Source organism: Curvibacter lanceolatus ATCC 14669, assembly GCF_000381265.1.
Classification (GTDB): domain Bacteria; phylum Pseudomonadota; class Gammaproteobacteria; order Burkholderiales; family Burkholderiaceae_C; genus Curvibacter; species Curvibacter lanceolatus.
In genome coordinates this window covers 1-20,024 of the sequence record NZ_KB906275.1, presented here as the reverse complement: position 1 = coordinate 20,024, position 20,024 = coordinate 1, and the positions used below count along the sequence as shown (strand labels likewise).

At 66.4% G+C, this 20,024-nt stretch carries 17 protein-coding genes and 1 pseudogene; 11 read left to right on the top strand and 7 right to left on the bottom strand.

Annotated features, from left to right (window positions below):
- Nucleotides 1–278: 278 nt before the first annotated feature.
- Genes F624_RS0126200 through F624_RS0126190 form a run of 3 tightly spaced genes read right to left on the bottom strand, consistent with a single transcriptional unit; the run spans nt 279 to nt 2,732 of the window.
- Nucleotides 279–1,217, bottom strand: a complete 939-nt coding sequence (locus F624_RS0126200; protein ID WP_019577352.1) for a dioxygenase family protein — start codon at nt 1,215–1,217, stop codon at nt 279–281.
- A 43-nt stretch (nt 1,218–1,260) separates the two neighbouring features.
- Nucleotides 1,261–1,539: a muconolactone Delta-isomerase gene (gene catC / locus F624_RS0126195; RefSeq protein WP_019577351.1), complete on the bottom strand. Its 279-nt coding sequence runs from the start codon at nt 1,537–1,539 to the stop codon at nt 1,261–1,263.
- An 11-nt stretch (nt 1,540–1,550) separates the two neighbouring features.
- A complete protein-coding gene (locus tag F624_RS0126190) occupies nt 1,551–2,732 on the bottom strand; it encodes a muconate cycloisomerase family protein (protein WP_031256344.1) in 1,182 nt (393 codons plus the stop codon).
- A gap of 127 nt (nt 2,733–2,859) precedes the next feature.
- On the opposite strand from F624_RS0126190, the gene F624_RS0126185 reads away from it, so the two are divergent.
- Together F624_RS0126185 and F624_RS0126180 are read left to right on the top strand one after the other, a co-directional pair.
- Complete coding sequence (locus F624_RS0126185; RefSeq protein ID WP_019577349.1) at nt 2,860–3,738, top strand: LysR substrate-binding domain-containing protein; 879 nt, start codon at nt 2,860–2,862, stop codon at nt 3,736–3,738.
- 171 nt (nt 3,739–3,909) lie between these two features.
- Nucleotides 3,910–4,674, top strand: coding sequence for an alpha/beta fold hydrolase (locus tag F624_RS0126180; RefSeq protein ID WP_019577348.1), 765 nt, complete (start codon nt 3,910–3,912; stop codon nt 4,672–4,674).
- 37 nt (nt 4,675–4,711) lie between these two features.
- Here F624_RS0126180 and F624_RS0126175 read toward each other — a convergent pair whose 3' ends face one another.
- Genes F624_RS0126175 through F624_RS0126165 form a run of 3 tightly spaced genes read right to left on the bottom strand, consistent with a single transcriptional unit; the run spans nt 4,712 to nt 8,433 of the window.
- Entirely contained in the window at nt 4,712–6,100 is a 1,389-nt protein-coding gene (locus tag F624_RS0126175; protein ID WP_019577347.1) for a coniferyl aldehyde dehydrogenase, read from the bottom strand.
- Entirely contained in the window at nt 6,097–7,728 is a 1,632-nt protein-coding gene (locus tag F624_RS0126170) for a GMC family oxidoreductase (RefSeq protein ID WP_019577346.1), read from the bottom strand. Before F624_RS0126170 ends, F624_RS0126175 begins: the two co-directional genes overlap by 4 nt.
- Before the next feature lie 48 nt (nt 7,729–7,776).
- On the bottom strand, nt 7,777–8,433 hold the full coding sequence (locus F624_RS0126165; RefSeq protein ID WP_019577345.1) for a TetR/AcrR family transcriptional regulator: 657 nt from the start codon (nt 8,431–8,433) through the stop codon (nt 7,777–7,779).
- A 226-nt stretch (nt 8,434–8,659) separates the two neighbouring features.
- Between F624_RS0126165 and F624_RS0126160 the strand changes: the two genes are divergently transcribed.
- The 9 genes and pseudogenes from F624_RS0126160 to F624_RS0126115 all read left to right on the top strand — a co-directional run bounded on the left by F624_RS0126160 (nt 8,660) and on the right by F624_RS0126115 (nt 19,734).
- Entirely contained in the window at nt 8,660–9,616 is a 957-nt protein-coding gene (locus F624_RS0126160) for a LysR family transcriptional regulator (protein ID WP_031256340.1), read from the top strand.
- Nucleotides 9,617–9,754: 138 nt separating this feature from the next.
- Nucleotides 9,755–11,182 (top strand): FAD-dependent tricarballylate dehydrogenase TcuA, encoded by a 1,428-nt coding sequence (gene tcuA, locus F624_RS0126155; RefSeq protein WP_019577343.1) that lies wholly within the window; start codon nt 9,755–9,757, stop codon nt 11,180–11,182.
- Nucleotides 11,169–12,332 carry a tricarballylate utilization 4Fe-4S protein TcuB gene (gene tcuB / locus F624_RS0126150; protein WP_019577342.1) on the top strand — a complete coding sequence of 388 codons (1,164 nt, stop codon included), beginning with the start codon at nt 11,169–11,171 and terminating at the stop codon, nt 12,330–12,332. Before tcuA ends, tcuB begins: the two co-directional genes overlap by 14 nt.
- A gap of 93 nt (nt 12,333–12,425) precedes the next feature.
- A complete protein-coding gene (locus F624_RS0126145; RefSeq protein ID WP_019577341.1) occupies nt 12,426–13,427 on the top strand; it encodes a Bug family tripartite tricarboxylate transporter substrate binding protein in 1,002 nt (333 codons plus the stop codon).
- 421 nt (nt 13,428–13,848) lie between these two features.
- Nucleotides 13,849–14,244, top strand: a pseudogene (locus tag F624_RS36060) (DDE-type integrase/transposase/recombinase); the annotation flags it as partial.
- 156 nt (nt 14,245–14,400) lie between these two features.
- Nucleotides 14,401–15,171, top strand: coding sequence for a hypothetical protein (locus tag F624_RS0126130; protein ID WP_157443648.1), 771 nt, complete (start codon nt 14,401–14,403; stop codon nt 15,169–15,171).
- A gap of 2 nt (nt 15,172–15,173) precedes the next feature.
- Nucleotides 15,174–16,277, top strand: a complete 1,104-nt coding sequence (locus F624_RS0126125; RefSeq protein WP_019577339.1) for an AAA family ATPase — start codon at nt 15,174–15,176, stop codon at nt 16,275–16,277.
- On the top strand, nt 16,274–18,544 hold the full coding sequence (locus F624_RS33700) for an alpha-ketoglutarate-dependent dioxygenase AlkB (protein ID WP_019577338.1): 2,271 nt from the start codon (nt 16,274–16,276) through the stop codon (nt 18,542–18,544). The genes F624_RS0126125 and F624_RS33700 overlap by 4 nt, the downstream gene beginning before the upstream one ends.
- 740 nt (nt 18,545–19,284) lie before the next feature.
- Nucleotides 19,285–19,734 carry a PD-(D/E)XK nuclease domain-containing protein gene (locus F624_RS0126115; protein WP_019577337.1) on the top strand — a complete coding sequence of 150 codons (450 nt, stop codon included), beginning with the start codon at nt 19,285–19,287 and terminating at the stop codon, nt 19,732–19,734.
- Nucleotides 19,735–19,783: 49 nt separating this feature from the next.
- Here F624_RS0126115 and F624_RS0126110 read toward each other — a convergent pair.
- A partial coding sequence (locus F624_RS0126110) for an integrase core domain-containing protein (RefSeq protein WP_019577336.1) occupies nt 19,784–20,024 on the bottom strand: 241 nt, incomplete at its 5' end.

Below are 20,024 nucleotides of genomic sequence, written 5' to 3'. Positions count from 1 at the left end.
AAACGGCTATCCACATTTCGCGCGTTCTTTATCCGCTTGCCACCGGCGTGCACGTTGCCCGGCACGGTGTCTAAGCCTCAGGCCCTGGGGTGTGCAGGCCTGGGTTGCCAGCTGGGTGTTGATGCGCCTCGCAGAGGGCATGCGGATGAGCGGGTGAGCGCGTCGTGGCCCAGACAGCGCGTGCGGCGCCATGAAAAAAGGGCGGCCCGCAGTGCTTGCGTGGCCGCCCTGGTGCGGGGGTCGGTGCTTGAAGGGGCAGGCCTCTTCAGGCCCGGAGATCAGGCCCCGACGGCGCGTGCGATCCGGGTGCGCGGATCGGTGTCGCGTTCGGTCACGGCTTGCTGCATCACGAAGTCGAAGCGGGCGCGCTCAAACGGAGCCTCCACACCCAGGGATTCATAGCCGGCCGGGGCAACGTCGTGTTCGATCTTCAGCACCAGGCCATCGCGGGTGGCAAAGGCAAAGTCGTCGTCGATGTAGGTGTCGCCTGGGATGTTGATCTGGGTCGTCAGGGTGCGATGCCCCTCCTTGACGATGTGGAAGTGGATGTGGGCCGGGCGGTGGCCGTGGCGGCCCAGCACCTGGAACAGCTCGGAGGTCGGGCTGTTCGGCGGGATCGCATAGCCCGGCGGCAGCGTGGTGCGGAAGCGGTAGTTGCCCTGGGCATCGGTTTCGATCTTGCGACGCAGTTCGAACTCTTTGAGGCCCGGGAAGAAGTGCGAGTAGCCGCCGCTCTTGTTGGCATGCCAAGCGTCCATGATGGCATTGGCCACGGGCTGACCGGTGTGGTCCAGCACCCGGCCCTCCATGACCAGCACCTTGCCGGTGCCACGGGTGTCGCTGTCGTCGTCGAGCACGGCCTCGCCCTGGAACAGCGGGGCGCCGGCCACATACAGCGGCCCTTCGATGGCGCGCGGCGTGCCGGCCGCGATGCCGGCCTTGGCATCGGCCTCGTCCATGCGGATGTCCAGCAGGCGGTCAAAGCCCAGGCCGGCGGTGATCAGACCGATCTGGCCCGAGGCGCCCAGGCGGCTCAGCCAATCGGCGGCGGCCCAGAACTCGTCAGGCGACACATCCAGCTCGTCAATCGTCTTGAACAGGTCGCTCACGATGCGGGCCACGATGGCGCGGGCGCGCGGGTTGCCCTCGGCCATCTTCACGCTGTTGACGCGCTCCAGCAGGCTTTGCTGGGTGAATTCATTTTTTGAGGTGCTCATTTTTGTCTCCGAAGGTTGGGGGAAAGGGGTTGCAGGCCGGCGCTCAGGCGATGGCCGAGGGGTGTTGCGCCAGCGGGGTCACCGAAATCTTCATGTACGGGAACAGCGGCAGTTGCGACAGCAGGGTGTGCAGCTCATCGTTGGACGCCACGTCAAAGACGCTGTAGTTTGCATACTCGCCCACCACGCGCCAGAGATGACGCCAGCGCCCATCGCGCTGCAGCTCTTGCGAGTAGGCCTTCTCTCGGGTCTTGATGGCCTCGGCCTGCGCAGGGGGCAGGTCGGCGGGCAGGTTCACGTCCATGCGGACCAGGTACAGCATGTCTTGTCTCCTCAGGGGTGGGGGCGTTGGCCCAGGTCGATGTGCACGGCATTCAGGCCCGTGCGGGCCCGGTCGAATCGGTCGAGTTGGCCCAGGTCGACTTCGACGCCGAAGCCGGGCCCGTCGGGCAGTTGCAGTTCAAAGTCGATGATGGCCATGCGCTCGGTCACGATGTCGTCCACCAGCAATTGAGGGCCGAACAGCTCGCAGCCATGGTGCTGGTCTCCGAGGGTGGCAAAGACATGGGCGGAGGCGGCGCTGCCGATCGAGGTCTCCAGCATGGTGCCGCCGTACCAGCCGATGTCGGCGGCCTCGGCGACTGCGGCCACCTGAAGCGTGCGCAACAGCCCGCCATGCTTGGCCACCTTCAGCGAGAACACCTGGCTGGCCTGGTCGCGGGCCAGCGCCATCGCATCCTGGGGGGTGCACACCGATTCGTCGGCCATGATGCAGGCCCGCGAACCCAGCGTGGCGCTCAACACCTTGAGGGCTTCCCGGTTCCACTTGGCCACCGGCTGCTCGATCAGCGTGACACCGGCGTCGATCAACTGCGGCAGGAAGCGCCTGGCGGTGCTGCCGTCCCAGGCCTGGTTGACGTCGACCGTGAGCGTGGCCTGGCCTTCCAGGCCGCGGGCGATCTGGCTCACGTGGGCCACATCGTCGGCCGGGCTGCGTGCCCCGATCTTCATCTTGAAGATGCGGTGGCGCCGTTGTTCCAGGCGCAGTTGGGCCTCTTCGAGGTCCTTGCGCACATCGCCGCTGGCCAGGGTCCAGGCCAGGGGCAGGCTGGCGTGGCGCTTGCCCCCCAGCAATTGGTAGGCCGGCAGGGCCAGGCTGCGGCTGACGGCGTCGATCAGCGCCATTTCGACGGCGCTCTTGGCAAAGGCATTGCCGCGGCAGAAGGTGTCCATGCGGGCCAGTGCGTGGCCGAAGGCGGCGCCGTCCTGCCCCAGCAGGCAGGGCGCCAGGTAGGCCTCGATGGCGTGCCGGATGCTCTCTGGCGACTCTTCGTTCCACGACGGCCCGCCGATGGTGGCGGCCTCGCCGAAGCCGCAGGCCCCGTTGCGCAGCCACAGCTGCACCACCACCGGGCTCTGGCGGTTGATGGCACCGAATGCCAGCTTGTGCGGCCGGATGGTGGGGATGTCCAGAATCCTCGCCTCAATGCGCTCAACCACGAAACGACTCGACATGAATGACCTTTTTTCTGTGCTTCTGTGCAATGGATGGCCAAGGTTACGAGGAAGCCCCACCGCATTCCAATGAAGTATTTATGTTCAAATGTTCGATCTCATCGAATGATTGACCTGGGGCACAGGCATGGAAATCCGGCAGCTTCGTTACTTTCTCGACATCGCGCAGACCGAGCACCTGACGCAGTCGGCGCAGAACCTGTTCGTCACCCAGTCCACGCTGTCGCACGGCCTGAGGCAGCTCGAGGAAGAGCTGGACACCGCCCTGTTCGACCGCCTCGGGCGAGGCCTGAAGCTGTCGCAGGCGGGGGCTGAATTCAGGGCCTATGCCACGCGTGCCCTCAAGGAGATCGAGGCCGGCCGCATGGCCCTGGCCGACCTGAGCGGCCTGCAGTCGGGCCGCCTGACCATTGGCGCCATCCCCACCTTCCTCAACACCGTGCTGCCGGCCACCGTGGCCGCTTTCTGCGAGCGCTACCCCAAGGTGCAGCTCGAGGTGCGGGATCTGCGCGCCGGCCCGATCGAGGACCAATTGATGAGCGGTGAGCTGGATCTGGGCATCGCATTTCCCCCCCCCCGCCATGGCGAGATCGAAACCGAGCCGCTGTTCGAAGAACGCATGATGGTGGTGCTGCGCAAGACCGCTCCGCAAGCCCGGGGCCAGCACATCACGCTGAAGCGGGCGGCCCAATTGCCCATGGCCCTGCTGCCGCGCAGTTTTGCCACGCGGCGCATGCTCGACGAGAAATTCAGGCAGGCCGGGGCCGAACCCCAGGTGCGGGTCGAAATGGAGTCGGTCGAGGCCTTGCTCGGCGTGTGCCGGCACGGCCCCCTGGCCACCATCGTGCCCGAGCGGGCCGCCCTGCAGATGCCTGATCTGCATGCGATGGCGCTCACCGCGCCCGAGGTGGTGCGCCACGCCGGCCTGCTGTGGCGGCGCTCCGCCTCGCGCAGCGTGGCCGCGCGCGAGTTTGCCGTCCTGCTGCGGGCCGCCCTGATCGCCTGAAGTGGCGCCCTGCGCCGTGCCCGCGGGCTTGGCCCCCCAGGGGGCGGCTGCATCAAACGACCGCTTCGAACAATGGATCCAACAAATTTCATTGGTCGCGGCAGCGCAGGGGCGCTATGGTCGACCTCCTTTGCCGATGACCCTTCCCCCTTTTTCTTCAGTCACTCCTTGATGCCTTCCTTTCACTTTGTCCGCCAGGGCCGCGGCCCCGAAATCGTGCTGAGCCATGCCTTGGGTTGCGACCTGACGATGTGGGACGAACTCGCCCAATGCCTGCAACAGCGCTTCACCGTGCTGCGCTATGACCACCGCGGGCACGGTCGCTCGCCCGCCCTGCCGGGGCCTTTCAGCATGGACGATCTGGCCGATGATGCGGCGCAGTTCATCGCGCAGCACGCCAGCGGGCCGGTGCACTTTGTCGGCCTTTCGATGGGGGGCATGACGGCGCAGGCCCTGGCAGCGCGCCACCCTGGCACAGTGCGTTCGGTCTGCATTGCGAACTCGGCCAGCCAGTACGGCGAGGCGGCCAGAGCCCTGTGGCAGACCCGGGTCGACACCGTGCGGGAACGCGGCATGGAGGTGATTGCCGACGGCGCCCTGCAGCGCTGGTTCACGCCCGAGTTCCGCGCCGACAGCCTGGGGCGCGAGCGGGTGGCGGCCCTGCGTCAGGTGCTGGTCGGCACCCAGCCCGCCCCGTATGCCGAGGCCTGCCTGGCCGTGGCCCACATCGCCTTGGACGAAGGCAATCGCACCATCACCTGCCCCGCACTCGTCATCGCGGGCGAGCGCGATGAGGCCACGCCCCCGGCCTTGTCCGAGGCCATCGCGCAAGCCATCCCGGGAGCGCAGCTGCAAAGCCTGAACGCAGCCCACCTGAGTGCGGTGGAGCAGCCGCAGGCCTTTGCCGCGCTGCTGGAGCGCTTTGTGCTGGGTTGATCAGCGCGTGGCCTGGCGCTGGGCGCGTCGGTGCCCGTCACCCACCCCGCTGCCAGCGCCCCATCCAGCGCGCCAAGCGCCCCCAGGGCGGCCCCAGGGTTTCAAAGGGGTTGATGGGGCCCACCTGGTGCACCCCACGCGCGTGGCTGAAGCGCAGAAAGCCGGCGTGGCCGTGGTAGGCGCCGGTGCCGCTGGGGCCGATGCCGCCAAAGGGCAGGCTGTGCTGGGCAATGTGCAGCAAGGTGCCGTTCAGCGTCACGCCGCCCGAGGGGGCCGCGGCCAGCACCTGCTGGCGCGTGCTGCCCTGGTGGGTGAACAGGTACAGGGCCAGCGGGCGTTCGTGGCGGGCCACCAGGGCCAGGGCCTCGTCCAGGGTCTGGTAGGGCACGATGGGCAGGATGGGGCCAAAGATCTCCTCCTGCATCAGCCGCAGGTGCTGCCCGGGGGCCAGCACCACGGTGGGGGCCACATGCGGGTCGTCGCGCGGCAGCTCGGCGCTGCTCAGCACGCGGGCGCCGCTGGCCCGGGCCTCGTCCAGCAGGGCATGCAGGCGGGCGCGGTGGGCGGGGCTGATGATGGCGCTGTAGTCGGGGTTGCGGCCCGGGTCGGGCAGGGTGCGGCGGGCGTGTTGCAGCACGGCGTTGGCAAAGGCCTCCAGCTGGTGGGCCGGCACCAGGGCGTAGTCGGGGGCGATGCAGGTCTGCCCCGCGTTGACGAACTTGCCGAAGGCGATCGAGCGCGCCGCGGCGTCGATCGCGTGATCAGGGGCCACGATGGCGGGCGACTTGCCGCCCAGCTCCAGCGTCACGGGGGTCAGGTTGGCGGCGGCGGCCTGCATCACCTTGCGGCCCACGGCGGTCGAGCCGGTGAACACCAGGTGGTCGAACGGCAGGCTGGCAAAGGCCTGGCCCCCCTCCCCCCCGCCGGTGGCCACGGCCACCTCGGCCGGGTCAAAGGCCTCGGCAATGAGCCGCTGCAGCAGGTCTGAAAACGCCGGCGTCAGCTCCGAGGGCTTGAGCAAGGCCCGGTTGCCCGCCGCCAGGGCGTCGCACAGCGGCCCCAGCGTCAGCAGCAGCGGGTAGTTCCAGGGCGCCATGATGCCGATCACGCCCAGGGGCTCGTGGCGCAGCTGGTTGCGCCCGGGCAGGAACAGCCACTCCACCGCCTGGCGCCGGGGGCGCATCCAGCGGCCCACATGGGCCCGCGCGTGGCGCAGTGCGCGCAGTGTGGGCAGCATCTCCAGCAGCTCGGTCTCGGTGCGGGAGCGGCCGCCAAAATCATGGTCGATGGCGCTGATCAGGGCCTCGGCGTTGCGGCTGACGAGTTGCTCCAGCCGCAGCAGCGAGGCGCGCCGCGCCTGCAGGTCGGGGGCCGGCTGGCGCCGCGAGGCCTCGTGCTGGCGCATGAACAAGGTGTCGAGGGTCATGCCCGGCCTTTCAGGATCAGGTCGGCGGCCCGTTCGCCGATCATGGCGCTGGGGGCCTGGGTGTTGCCGCTGACCAGGGTGGGCATGATGGAGGCGTCGGCCACGCGCAGGCCGCTCACGCCGCGCACCCGCAGGGCCGGGTCCAGCACCGAGGCGGGGTCGGTGCCCATGCGGCAGGTGCCTACCGGGTGGTAGATGGTGTCGGACTGGGCCCGGATCAGGGCCGCCAGCGCGTCGTCGCTCTCGTCGTCCAGCGTGCCATAGATCGGCCGCCCGCCCAGGCCGGCGAAGGGCGGGCTGCGCAGAATGCGCCGCGCCAGGCGCACCCCCTGGATCAGCAGCGGCAGGTCGTCGGGGTGCGACAGAAAGGCCGGGTCGATCAAGGGCATGTCGGCCGGGTTGGCGCTGGCCAGGCGCACCGAGCCGCGGCTGTGCGGGCGCAGTGCGCACACATGCAGCGCCACCCCGGTGGCCAGGTGCTTGCGGCGGCCGTGGTCGTCCACATTGCTCACGCAGAAATGCAGTTGCAGGTCGGGCCGCTCCAACTGGGGCGAGCTGCGCACAAAGCCGCCCGCCTCGGCCCCGTTGGTGGTCAAAAATCCACGGCCCTGGCGGAAGGCCGGCAGGGCCGCCAGCGAGCGCAGCGTGCCCCGCGGCCCCCAGCCGAACAGGCCCGGGCCGTTGAGCCGCAGGTTCAGCGAGTAGTCGAGGTGGTCTTGCAGGTTTTGCCCCACCTGCGGCGCATCGGCCACCAGGGGGATGCCCAGGCGGGCCAGCTCGTCGGCCGGCCCGATGCCCGACAGGCACAGCAACTGGGGCGAGGCAATGGCCCCGGCGCTCAGGATCACTTCGCGGCGGGCCGTCAGCACGCGCACCCCGTCGCGGTCGGCCACCTCCACCCCGGTGGCGCGGCGCCCCTCGAAGCACACGCGGTTCACGCGCACCTCGGCCAGCACCTGCAGGTTGGGCTGCGGGGCCCGGCCCCGGTAGGCGCGCGAGGCATCCAGGCGCCGGCCCCCTTGCTGAAACACCTGGTACAGGCCCACGCCCTCTTGCCGGGCGCCGTTGAAGTCGGCATTGGCCGGCAGGCCGCAGGCCTGGGCGGCGGCCACAAAGGCCTGGCTCACGGGGCTGGGCGAGGCCAGGTCGCTCACCACCAGCGGGCCCTGGCGGCCGTGCAGGGCCTCGTCCAGGCCGCCCGGGCGCTGGTTGGCCTCGCTGCGGCGGAAGAAGGGCAGCACATCGGACCAGCCCCAACCCGGGCAGCCCAGGGCGGCCCAGCCGTCGTAGTCTTCGCGCTGGCCGCGCACGTAGATCATGGCGTTGATCAGGCTGGAGCCGCCCAGGCCGCGCCCGCGCGGCACATAGCCCGTGCGCCCGCCCAGGCCGGCCTGGGGCACGGTCTGGTAGGCGTAGTTGTGGCGGTTGCGGCTGGGCACCAGCAGGGCCAGGCCGGCCGGCATCACCGACAGAAACGAGGGCTTGGCCGGCCCGGCTTCGATCAGCAGCACCTGGGCTGCGGGGTCGCCTTCGGCCAGCCGGGTGGCCAGCGCGCTGCCGGCCGGGCCGGCGCCGACCACGATGTAGTCAGCCTGAAGCGATGTGGTGTTGGGGGTGGTCTGCGCCATGTTTGTCTCCGTGTAGGAGTGCGCAGTTTAGGATTTTTGACGAATTCGTCAAATATTTGTTCGGCAGCCCGGCCACTGGCTGGCGCCGTGGGCAATCAAGGTGGCCACGCCCTGGCACAGCCCCTCCAGATCGACCGGGTCGCCCCGGCTCATCAGCATCAGCGCCTCCAGGCCGATGGCCACCACCACCGAGGCCAGCAAGGCCAGCTCGCCATCGCTCAGGCCTTTGTTGGGCAGGGCGCGGCGCAGGTCGGCGCGCAGATCGTCCAGCAGGCCATTGGTGTCGGCAAAGCCATGCAGGTAGGCGCGGATGTGGTGCTGGTTGCGCAGGCAGAAATCGGTGGCCCCGGGCCGTTGCAGCACCAGCTCAAAGAAGGCCCGGAACGACTGCACCATCATCCCCACCAGCTCGGGCTCGCTCTGGCGCGCCTCGCGCGTGGCGCTGCGGATCTCGCCCAGCAGCTCGCCCAGCAGCTCTGCAAACACGGCCTGCTGGGTGCCGAAGTAGTTGTAGAAGGTGCCGTTCGAGGCGCCGCTGCCCGCCACGATGGCGGCCACCGTGGCCCCGTCCAGCCCCACCTCGGCAAACACCTGCCAGGCCTGGGCCTTCAGGCGGTCGCGCAGTTCGGCGCGCAGCGCATCGCGTTTGGCTGAGGGGCGGTATTTGCGCAGTTCGGGCGCCGGGGCAGGGGGCTGGCTTGGCACGGAGGGCAGGCGGTGGTGTCTGAGAAAAAGCCCCGGCAAGCGGGGCCGCGGGCGGGCTTGAGCGTAACTGAAAACAGCGCCCTTGCTGTCGCACTCTTGAGCCCATGCTTCAGCGCATTCACCCGCACCCAAGCGGGCCCGCCCCGCCAGCCCCAGGGCTGGCCCACACGCTATATTCGCAGCCGAGCCGGCGGCCCGACCGGCCCACCCAACCGAAAGACCCAAGATGGAATTGAGACAGCTGCGCTACTTTGTGCGCGTGGTGGAACTGGGCTCGATGGGGCGCGCGGCACTCGACCTGAACCTGGTGCAGTCGGCCCTGAGCCAGCAGATCAGCCGGCTGGAGGGCGAGCTGTGCACCCGCCTGCTGCAGCGCAGCCCGCGCGGCGTGCAGGCCACCGAGGCCGGCCTGGCCTTTTTTCGCGAGGCCCAGCTGACCCTGCGCCACGCTGACCAGGCCGTGCGCGTGGCCCAGCAGGCACGGCTGTCGGGCACCGTCAGCGTGGGCCTGGCCCCCACCACGGCGGCGCTGCTGGGCCTGCCCCTGATGCGCGCCATGCGCGAGCGCTACCCCGAGGTGCGCCTGCACATGGTCGAGAGCCTGTCGGGCCACCTGGCCGGCATGCTCAATGCCCGCCAGCTCGATCTGGCGGTGCTGTTCGATTCGCGCCTGTACGCCAATGGCGACGGCCCCGGCGGGCGCCGCTGGCAGATCCAGCCCCTGATCGAAGAGGCCCTGTTTCTGATCCGCGGCGGCCCCCGGGCCGGCCGCCCGGCCCTGCCCGCCGAGATGGGCCTGGCCGAGCTGGGCGACATCGGCCTGATCCTGCCCACCGGCCCGCACGGCCTGCGCAGCACCCTGGACACCGCCTTTGCCCAGGCCCGCGTCAGCCCGAACGTGGTGCTGGAGGTGGATTCGCTCTCGATGCTGATGGCCGCGGTGGACGCCGGCCTGGGCGCCACCCTGCAGCCCTGGGCCGCGGTGGGCCGCTTTGCCGATGCGGCCGAGCGCTTTGAGCTGGCGCGCATCACCGGCCCGGCCGTGTGCCGCGTGAACCTGCTGTGCAGCCTGGCCGAAGACGAGCTCTCGCCCGTGGCCCTGGCCACCCGCGTGGTGCTGGCCGACTGTGTGCGCCAACTGGTGCAGCAGGGCCTGTGGGTGGGCGCCACACTGGCGCTTTGAGCGCTCTTTTGAGCTCAAGACCCCCCCACCCATCACAAAAACTGATGGCCCCATGCCCGCCGGGGCCTGCACGGCAGGGCGCTGTCTTCCTAAAGTGGCAACTCATCGCGCAAGCGACCGTTTTGCAAGGAGACAGCCATGGACCTGGACGTCCTGGTCATCGGTGGCGGCAACGCCGCCCTGTGTGCCGCATTGATGGCACGCGAAGCAGGGGCCAGTGTGCTTTTGCTCGAAGCCGCACCGCGCGCCTGGCGCGGCGGCAACTCGGCCCACACCCGCAACCTGCGCTGCATGCACGATGCCCCGCAGGATGTGCTGGTCGACGCCTACCCTGAAGAAGAGTACTGGCAAGACCTGCTCAAGGTCACCGGGGGCATCACCAACGAGGCGCTGGCGCGCCTGACCATCCGCGCCTCATCCAACTGCCGCGACTGGATGCGCTCGCATGGCGTGCATTTTCAGCCGCCGCTGTCGGGGGCGCTGCACGTGGCCCGCACCAATGCCTTCTTCATGGGCGGCGGCAAGGCCTTGGTGAACGCCTACTACCGCAGCGCCGAGAAGCTGGGCGTGCAGATCCGCTACGAAGCCCCGGTGGAGCGGCTGGAGCTGGAAGACGGCCGCTTTGTGGCCGCCTGGCAGGGCGGCCAGCGCATCACGGCCCGGGCCTGCGTGCTGGCAGCCGGCGGCTTTGAATCGAACCGCGAATGGCTGCGCGAGGCCTGGGGCCAGAACCCCGACGGCAGCTGGCCGGCCGACAACTTTCTGATCCGTGGCACGCGTTTCAACCGCGGCGTGCTGCTCAAGCACCTGCAAGACGAGCAGGGCGCCGACATGGTGGGCGACCCCTCGCAGTCGCACTGCGTGGCCATTGACGCGCGCGCCCCGCTGTACGACGGCGGCATCTGCACCCGCATCGACTGCGTGAGCCTGGGGGTGGTGGTGAACCAGCTCGGCCAGCGCTTTTATGACGAGGGCGAAGACTTCTGGCCCAAGCGCTACGCCATCTGGGGCCGCCTGGTGGCCCAGCAGCCGGGGCAGATCGGCTACTCGATCATCGACGCCAAGGCCGTGGGCCGCTTCATGCCACCGGTGTTCCCCGGCGTACGTGCCGACACGCTGGAAGACCTGGCCCGTCAACTGGGGCTGGACCCGGCCACCTTCCTGCAAACCCTGGGGGCCTACAACGCCGCCTGCCGGCCAGGCCACTTTGACCACACCGCGCTGGACGACTGCCGCACCGAGGGCCTGAGCCCCGCCAAAACCCACTGGGCCCGGCCCATCGACACGCCGCCCTTCTATGGCTACGCGCTGCGGCCCGGCATCACCTTCACCTACCTGGGCCTGAAGGTGGACGCGCAGGCCCGCGCCCACTTTGGCGGCCAGCCCAGCCGCAACCTGTATGTGGCCGGCGAGATGATGGCCGGCAACGTGCTGGGCAAGGGCTACACCGCCGGCGTGGGCATGTCGATCGGCACCGCCTTCGGGCGCATCGCCGGCCAGCAGGCCGCCCTGGGCGCCCTGGCACAAAAGCAAAACGAGAAAGGGGCCGCCCATGCAAACGCTTGACGAACTCACCCGCCAGGCCCGCGCACTGGCCAACGGCGAGCCCACACAGGCCGAGGCTGAGGGGGCCCGCCAGATGCAGATCTGCAACGCCTGCCGCTACTGCGAGGGCTTTTGTGCCGTCTTCCCGGCCATGACGCGCCGCCTGAGCTTTGAGCCGGTGGACGTGCACTTTCTGGCCAACCTGTGCCACAACTGCGGCGCCTGCCTGCACGCCTGCCAGTACGCGCCGCCGCACGAGTTTGCCGTCAACGTGCCGCAGGCCATGGCCGTGGTGCGCGGCCAGACCTATGTCGACTACGCCTGGCCGCCCGGCCTGGGGCGCCTGTACCAGCGCAACGGCTTGACCCTGTGCGTGGCGCTGGCCTTGGGGCTGGCCCTGTTCATGGCGCTGGCACTGGCCGCGCGCGGCACCCTGTGGATGGTGCCCGAGCAGGGCTTTTATGGCGTGTTTCCGCACAACCTGCTGGTGTCTTTGTTTGCCCCCGTGTTCTGTTTTGCGGCCCTGGCCCTGGGGCTGGGCGTGCGGCGCTTTCTGAGCGAGCTGCGGCCCGGCACCGGCAGCGCCCCGGCCAGCGTCGGCCCCGGCCTGGAGGCTGCCCAACAGGCCCTGACCCTGCGCTACCTGGACGGCGGCCACGGCGACGGCTGCCACAACGAAGATGACGCCCACACCCATTGGCGCCGGCGCTTTCACCACCTGACCTTCTACGGCTTCATGGCCTGCTTTGCGGCCACCTCGCTGGCCACGCTGTACCACTACGGGCTGGGCCAGGCCGCGCCCTACGGCTGGTTCAGCCTGCCCAAGCTGTTTGGCGTGGGCGGCGGGCTGGCCCTGCTGGCGGGCACCACCGGCCTGGGCTGGCTGCGCCTGCGCCGCCACCCGCTGCATGGCGACGCCGCGCAAAAGCCCATGGACCTGGGCTTCATCGCCCTGCTGTGGCTGGTGGCCGCCACGGGCCTGGGCCTGCTGCTGGCCCGCGCCACCTCGGCCTTGCCCAGCGTGCTGGTGCTGCACCTGGGTGCGGTGATGGCCTTGTTTGCCACCTTGCCCTACGGCAAGTTTGCCCACGGCGTGTTCCGCAGCGCGGCCCTGCTGCGCAACGCGGTGGAAAAGCGGCAGCCCAGCCGCCTGCAACTGGGTTCGGACTGATCCCGCGGCCGCGGGCCTGCGCCCGGGCCGCCCCTGTGGCCTGAGGCGGCGCGTGGCCGCCAGGCAACTCATTGACCTAACGGAGACCTCACCATGAAACAAACACGCACGTCGCGGCGTTGCCTGCTGCAAACCGGCCTGCTGGCCACGCTGGCCGCCCTGGCCCCACTTGCCCCCTGTGGCGCTGCCCAGGCGGCCGACTGGCCCACCCGCCCCATCACCCTGGTGGTGCCCTTTGCCGCCGGCGGCACCACCGACATCCTGGCCCGCGTGATCGGCCAAAAGCTGTCTGAGAACCTGGGCCAGCCCGTGGTGGTCGACAACCGCGCCGGCGCCGGCGGCACCCTGGGCGCCGCCGCCGTGGCCCGCGCCCCGGCCGATGGCCAGACCCTGTTCATGGCCACCGTGGCCCACGCCATGGCCCCGGGCCTGTACAAAAACCTGTCGTACGACTTCATCAAAGATTTCGAGCCCATCGGCCTGGTGGCCACCACGCCCAATGTGCTGCTGGTGCACCCCTCACTGCCCGTCAAATCGGTGCCCGAGCTGCTGGCCTACATCAAGGCCCACCCCGGCGAGGTCAACTACGGCTCGGCCGGCCCCGGCAGCACCGAGCACCTGTCGGGTGCCCTGTTCAGCGCCCGCATCGGCGCCCCCATGACCCACGTGCCCTACAAAGGCGGCGCCCCCATGATGGGCGACCTGATGGCCGGCCAGATCCAGATGGCCATCGAAACCAGCCCCTCCGCCTCGCAACCCGTGCGCTCAGGCAAGGTGCGGGCTTTGGCCGTCACCTCGCTGCAGCGCTCCGCCCTGTACCCCGGCGTGCCCACGCTAGACGAGGCCGGCGTCAAAGGCTACGAGGTCAACACCTGGTTCGCCCTGATGGCCCCCCGCGCCACCCCGCAGGCCATCAGCAAGCGCCTGCGTGAAGCTCTGCACCGGGTGCTGGGGCTGGCTGAGGTGACCCGGCGGTTTGAAGAGCTGGGGGTGACTGCGGGGGATTTGGAGGGGGAACGGTTGGTGGGCTTCATTCGCAGTGAGACGACGAAGTGGGGGGTGGTGGCTAAGGAGTCGGGGGCTAGGATTGATTGAGGGGGGGACTTCGTCGCGCGGCGGGCATTTTCCTGATTGGCTGCCGGTCTTGGTTCTGCTGACCCCGGTGACCTTCTCTTCATCCGGGGCGATGGGTCGTCAAGTTGGAAGGTTGCTTTGCAGAGGGGGCGGTCCTTCGCAGTGGAGGCATCGATGACTGCTGTCTGCCACACCGGAGTCATCGACTCGGCGATGACGTGCTTCCATCAATGACCGCCCATCGAGGCGCAGGTAACTTTGGGAGCCAGAACGCCGACAAAGGAACCTCGTACGACCGCTCCCTCCATTGGCGTCCTAACGCTTTCGACCCTGAGCTGTCCGTGGGTCGATGAAACCGCAGACTGCATAGCAGGCGTTTCCGAATGCCGTTCGTCAAGGGCAAGGCAGTTCAACAGAATTTCGTCACGACTGGCCGCCGCACAAAGCCCACACCACCAAGGCGTTGATGCCGGTGGTCAAGCAAGTCTGGAACGCCGCCCCGCAGGTCAACGGCGACGACAAGCGCTGGAAGCAGATAAGCCGGCACGGTGGAGCGCCAGATGCGCCGCATGGGACTGCGCGGCGTCGAGCGTGGCAAGGTCGTGCTCACCACCGCCAGCGACGCCAAGGCGCCTTGCCCGCTGACGCGATGAACCGGCAGTTACGAGCTGACCGGCCAAAGCAGTCGTGGGTATCGGACTTCACGTACATCTCTACCTAGCAGGGCTGGCTGTATGTGGCCTTCATGATGGAAGTGTTCGTCCGAAGCATCGTGGGCTGGCGCGTGAGCAGCTCGATGACCACCGACTTTGTCCTCGAAGCGGTAGAGAAGGCGCTGTAGGCGCGGCAAGCTAATATCGGCATATCGCCAGTCAGGTCGCCGAGGTGGCTGCATTAATTAACTAACGGGCCCCCGCGGAGGCCGAGGTGTTTCACAATGGCAAGAAGCCAATGGTTGGAGAGCTTGCGTCGGTCGCACATCGTCGACCCTGTCATGGATGACCCCAGAGAGTCGAGGAAGCCGGATACCAGGCTTGGTCTCCCGACGTCGTGGGTTTTCAATCAAGCAATCGGCGGCGGGCAAGCGAGCTTCGATGAGCCTATAGGGGTTCTTTCCGCCAGGGACCGCGTCCTGCTCTATGCTTTTTTCAACCAGAAGTCGCATGTCAACGAGCTGGTTCATGCCTTCGAGAAGCTGCTGAACAACCCCCGAGACCTGTACAGGGCGACGGTGGTCGATATCGGCTGTGGCCCGTTCACCTCCGGATTGGCGCTGGCGGAGGTAGTTGGGAACGCAACTCCGTTCCGCTACTTCGGCGTCGACACATCCCAGATGATGTGCTCCTTCGGTGGAGAACTTGCCGAGGGAGCAAAAGCCGCCGGCGGTCTGAGCCCCGAGACCACGGTCAGGTTCTTCTCGTCCACCGACGACATCGACTTCGGTGCGCAGAGGTCGACATGGACCATCATGGTGCTTTCCTACCTGCTGGCCAGCCAGTCCATCGACGTCGACGTGCTGGTGCGGCAGATTGTTGATGCCTGCGATCGCATCGGTCCCGGGCCGGTAGCTCTGCTGTACACCAACACGTCTCGCAAGGAGGCGACCGAGGCCTACCCGGCCTTCCAGCAGGCGATGACCAAGGCGGGCTTCAACGTGAAGATTGAAGACAAGGAAGTGCTTAACCTCGAAGGTAAGGAACGCAAGCTCCACTACGCCCTGTTCGTTCGACTGGGCGGCCGAGAAATTCCACTGGGAGAGTTCTGACGATGAAGCTGCCGTCATTCACCGAGCTTACCGAGGAGCAAAAAGGGGTTTTCCTGCAGGACCCCTTGAAATCCATCTTGGTGGTAGGCCCACCGGGCACCGGCAAGACCTCTTGCGCGCTCTGGAAAGCACGGATGCTGGCCGAGAACTACGGCCTGAACGTTGTCGTCGTGACGCGAAACCGCATGCTTGCCGCGCTCGCAGTCCAAATTTCGAAGGACCATGGCGGAGCTCCGGTGAAGAGCCTCACCATGCACAAGTGCGTGTCCAACGACTACTACCGCAACAAGTTTTCGTACCCCATCCCGCAGGCTCAGTACCACCACAAGTGGGACGAAATCATGGAGTTATACGAGGCTGAGGATGTACAGCCATCGGTCGACCACTTGATTGTTGATGAGGGGCAGAACCTTCCCATCGAGTTCTTCATCTGGGCGAAGCGGTTCCTTGCCAAGGAGATGTCCGTCTTCGCCGATGAAAACCAGACCACGGATGTCGATGGGTGCCGGGTTGGCGAACTTCTCCGCGCTGGCTACAAGACAGCCATTCCGCTGACCCTGAACCATCGCAACACCGAGGAGATAGCAGACCTGGTGGCGACCTTCCATGTCAAGGGAAAGGTCCCACACGCGCCGGCGAAGCGAGGACGCTCGGGCGACGCGCCGCGGTTGATGCAAGTGGCGACCTGGCAGGAGTTGGCCCAACGGGTGGCGGTGCGATACCAAAACGTCGGCGCGGCGGTCGGCGTGATTCTGTACAAGCAGAGTCACATCACGTCCTTCCGCGGACTTCTGACCGCGTTGCTGCCCAACGACCGGGTCGACTACTACACCAGCCAGGCTGAACCAAGTGCTGAGCAGGCCATCAAGATGCGAGACCGCGGGGTTACCATCATCTCGGGCCAATCTGCGATAGGACTGGAGTTCGAGACGGTCTTCCTGCAGGACCTGAATCGGTCCTTGCCGATGGCGCAGGACGTAGACTACCGGCGGATGTACATGCTCTGCTCTCGAGCTCGAGATACGCTGATTCTTGTCAACGGGCCGGTGACCCTTTCGGCGGCACAATTGGCAGCCCTACCCCCTCCGCCTCTCCTCGAACGATGACCTCAACCTCCAACGGCCAACTTGACTTGCTCGCAACAGGCGGAGCTAAGGACGACCAACGCGCCGAGGTTTTGCTAGGGTTGACGATGTCCCAGGATGCTTTCCTAAAGTTCCTTGCGGAAGAGTGGTTGCCTCTGTCCGAGGGAAACCTGTTCATGCTCGGGGCCGACGCCGGCTGCTCAACCGGGCCAGTAGATGCAGACTCGGTCACCGTTTGGTTTGACCCCACCAGGCTTCCAGCCACCACCGTCATGGTGTGGCGGGGACGTGAGTGGCACGAGGCGTCGACCAGGAGTTGGACGCCAAACGACAGCGTCGTCGCGTTGGCCTGTCAGCTCCCCCTGTTCGCTGTTCATCACTTCAGCGTCGGGTCGGAGAACGTTCGCATGAAGCTGTTGGCCTTTTCCAGGAGCTTCGCGGACATCAATGTTCCGGTCCAGCCTTTCGAAGTCGCCTTGTCTCGACACGTTGAGCCTCCGGCGGAGAAGCCGCAGTTGTCGGTCCGTTGGCAGCCTCCAGAGAATTGGGATGCCCTTCGAGGCGCTGCGGCGACCGCAGCCTTCGCCGTGCCGGCAATCGACCCCTGGGTTGAACTGCTTTGCCAGTGGTTTCGAGACGGGGTGGCCCATCCTGAGCTGACCGACCGGCTCAGGGTTCCGTGGTTGCGTGCTGCGCCGTGGACAGCGGCGGAGGAAGTTCGGAATTCGCTTCCAGGACTTTGGCGCGCCGCGGTTGAGGAGTTCTCGGCGCCCGGCCGGCTCAGGGAATGGCGACCTAAGAACGTCCTCTCCGCCATCTGCGACCGAGCGATGTCGCTGGACGAAGCTCCGAAGCGGTTGCAAAGCTTCTATGACGGCGCGATAAAGCTGCTGAACGACCTTGGCACGGTCGCTGAGTGCGGCGCACGCGACGACGACCTCGCACTTTCCCTCCAACTGCTGCTGCTTCGCTCGTCTCCAGAGAGGTTCGCCAGTTGGCGTGAGGACTTCCCAGCTATCCCTCCTGGTGCCTGGTGGACAGGGATGATTCTCTCGGGGTACCTGCAGGGCTTCCGTGCTCTGCCAAAGCAGTTCAGAGGCACGCCCGATAGCCGATTGTTCGTCGCGCTGAGCACCTGGGAGTACGGGGCGCCTGACGGGTCTGGACCATGGCGGCTGTTGGCGCCGGAACGGGCCGACTGGCAGATGCGGGGCGAGTCGTTCTCGATTGAAGCAGGTCCTATGCATCTTCTGGCCCACAAGATTGGTACTCGTGGACGGTGGTACCAGGCAGATTTCGACAGTGAGGCGGTCAGGCAGCGCGCCCTTCTGCTGGCTCGAGAAGCAGTTCCCCAGGCAGTCTCGTCGGTGCTGACCCTTGTCGACACTGCCGTTCCTTACTTCGGGACCGGCTCCCTTGCTGTCGATACGAAGAAGCGCGAGCTCACCGTCAAGGGACGCGTGGACTTGCAGGTCGGTCGTGACCTGCAGTTTGAGGAGCGACTCGACGTAGAGCGCTTCCAAGAGTGGCTGGCTACTGCTTCCATCAAATCGAAGCTTCCGAAAATAGCGCCGGTCGGAGGCCTCCCCGAGGAGCCTCGGGCTGACCTTCAACTCCCGATTGGCGATGCTGAGGGCCGCAACCTCACAGACGCAAGCCACAAAAAGGCTGCTTCAGTGGACAAGCCAAAGCGCGCCTCCGCAATGCGCGTGGTCGAGACGCCTCCTGCGGGGCTGGAAATGCTCGAGGACTTCATCTCGGCTTCTCAAGAGCTTGAGCTCGTTGAGGCCATCGACTCCGGCGACTGGAGTACGGAGCTGAGGCGACGCGTCCAGCATTACGGGTGGCGGTATGACTACAAGGCAAGAGGCATAGCGCAGAAGGACTACCTCGGACCGCTGCCATCGTGGGCTGAAGAGCTTGCGCAGAAGCTCTTCGACGAAGGGCTTTTCCCTGAGGTTCCTGACCAGGTCATCGTCAACAACTACGACGGTCCGCAGGGCATATCCAAGCACATCGACTGTCCCGATTGTTTCCGTGGACCAGTTGCGACCATCAGCCTGCTTGAGACCTGGGACATGATCTTCACGCGCAAGGTCCCGGGCGAGACCTTGAAGTTCGTTCAGCCACTCCCTCGTCGAAGCGTTGCCTTGCTAGCCGGAGAAGCGCGGAGTCGCTGGCTCCACGAAATTCCTATGCGTCAGACGGAGTACAAGAGGCCTCGGGTTCGTCGAATTTCGGTGACCTTTAGGAAGGTCGACGCCGATGCGCCAGAGGGCCTTCGCTGAGGCTCGTATCCGTCACTTCCGACGAGACGTCTTTGATGGAGGCCTCGCGAGAAAGTCGTCCGGCTTTATCGCGTCGATGCCAATGAGACGTGCAGGTAGCCAAAGCGGTCCGCGGCCTCCAGGGCCTGCGCTTTCAGCGACAAGGCGTTCAGAACGCCAACGAACGTTAGAGTTTTTCTCCCGTTGGCCGGGGCCGTCCAGAGTCGGTCTTTGAAAGATCAAGACCAGGAATCCGATGGTCTATGGTCGCCTTGTCGTTGCCTGACGGACTGCAACGGGTCGGCAGCGCCTGTTCGCCACGCTAGGGAGCAATCGTTGACCGGCCGCCTTGCCGTGCTTCGTCAATCCTGTGGATGACTGGCAGGTTTCAGTGCACTCCGGCCGGCCGCCCTAGCGAGCGCTGAACGACAGGAATCGGCAGTTGCCGACACCCAGCCTCAAAAAACTGAGGGTCTGCATCCAGCCTAGAGCCGCCGTTCGACTGTGGATGTCGGCTCTGCAGCGATCTCGGTCAGTCGGTCTTGGTTACCCTACTCGCGGTATCCGCCGCGTTCCAGTCATAGGGGAATGAGCCTTCTGGCGAGCCTGCGCCTGACATGTTGGACCCGCGAGGGGCAGCACGGCGGTCGCCTGGCTGCTGATATGTAACGGCTCGGGGCGATGTGCTAGATTGTCTTGACTATCTACGACAGGCGTAGCTGGCATTCCGATCAGCCGCAGTTGTGGAATAAGGAGGAGTTGTGGCGGAGACCATAAACATTGGCGAGATTGCAGCGCGCCTTTCGAGGGACATCTTCAAGCATTTCCTTTGGAAAACGCATCCCAAGACCGACGACAACTTCGAGTGCTCGAACGAAAAGCACGTCGGGGATGGAGGGAAGCCGAAAGGGACACATCCGGGCGATGTTGTCTTTCACTACCGAGACCCGTATCTGGGGAAGACGGTGTATCTGCACACCGACTTGAAGAGTTACGCAGAAGATTCGATCACGTCGACACGACTACGGGGCGCTTTCAAGTCGTTGTGCATGACGATCGACTGCGCGCGATGTTCTGATTCGTGGAGAGCCAAATATTCGGTCGACGACGGCGAGGCCCATGAAGTCCGCGGGCTACTATTTGTTCACAACCATGACAACGGCTATGACAAGCCGTTTTACGACGCCGTCGACAAAGTCAATTTGCAGTGACCTGCCCCCTACAGACGTACCAATCAAAAGTGGAAGTCCAAGTTCAAGGTTAATCGATTTGTTTTTGAATTGAAGGTTGTTGAGCTGCATCGCCAGCGCGCTGGCGATGCAGCTCGGCAAAACGAGCCGGTGGTATGCGGCCCAGGCTGCTGTGTGGTCTGACTTCGTTGTAGTCCGTGCGCCAGATGGCCACGGATGTTCTGGCCTGGTGCAAGGTCTCAAACCAGCTCTCGTTGAGGTGCTCGTCGCGGAACTTGCCATTGAAGCTTTCGATGTATCCGTTCTGCATC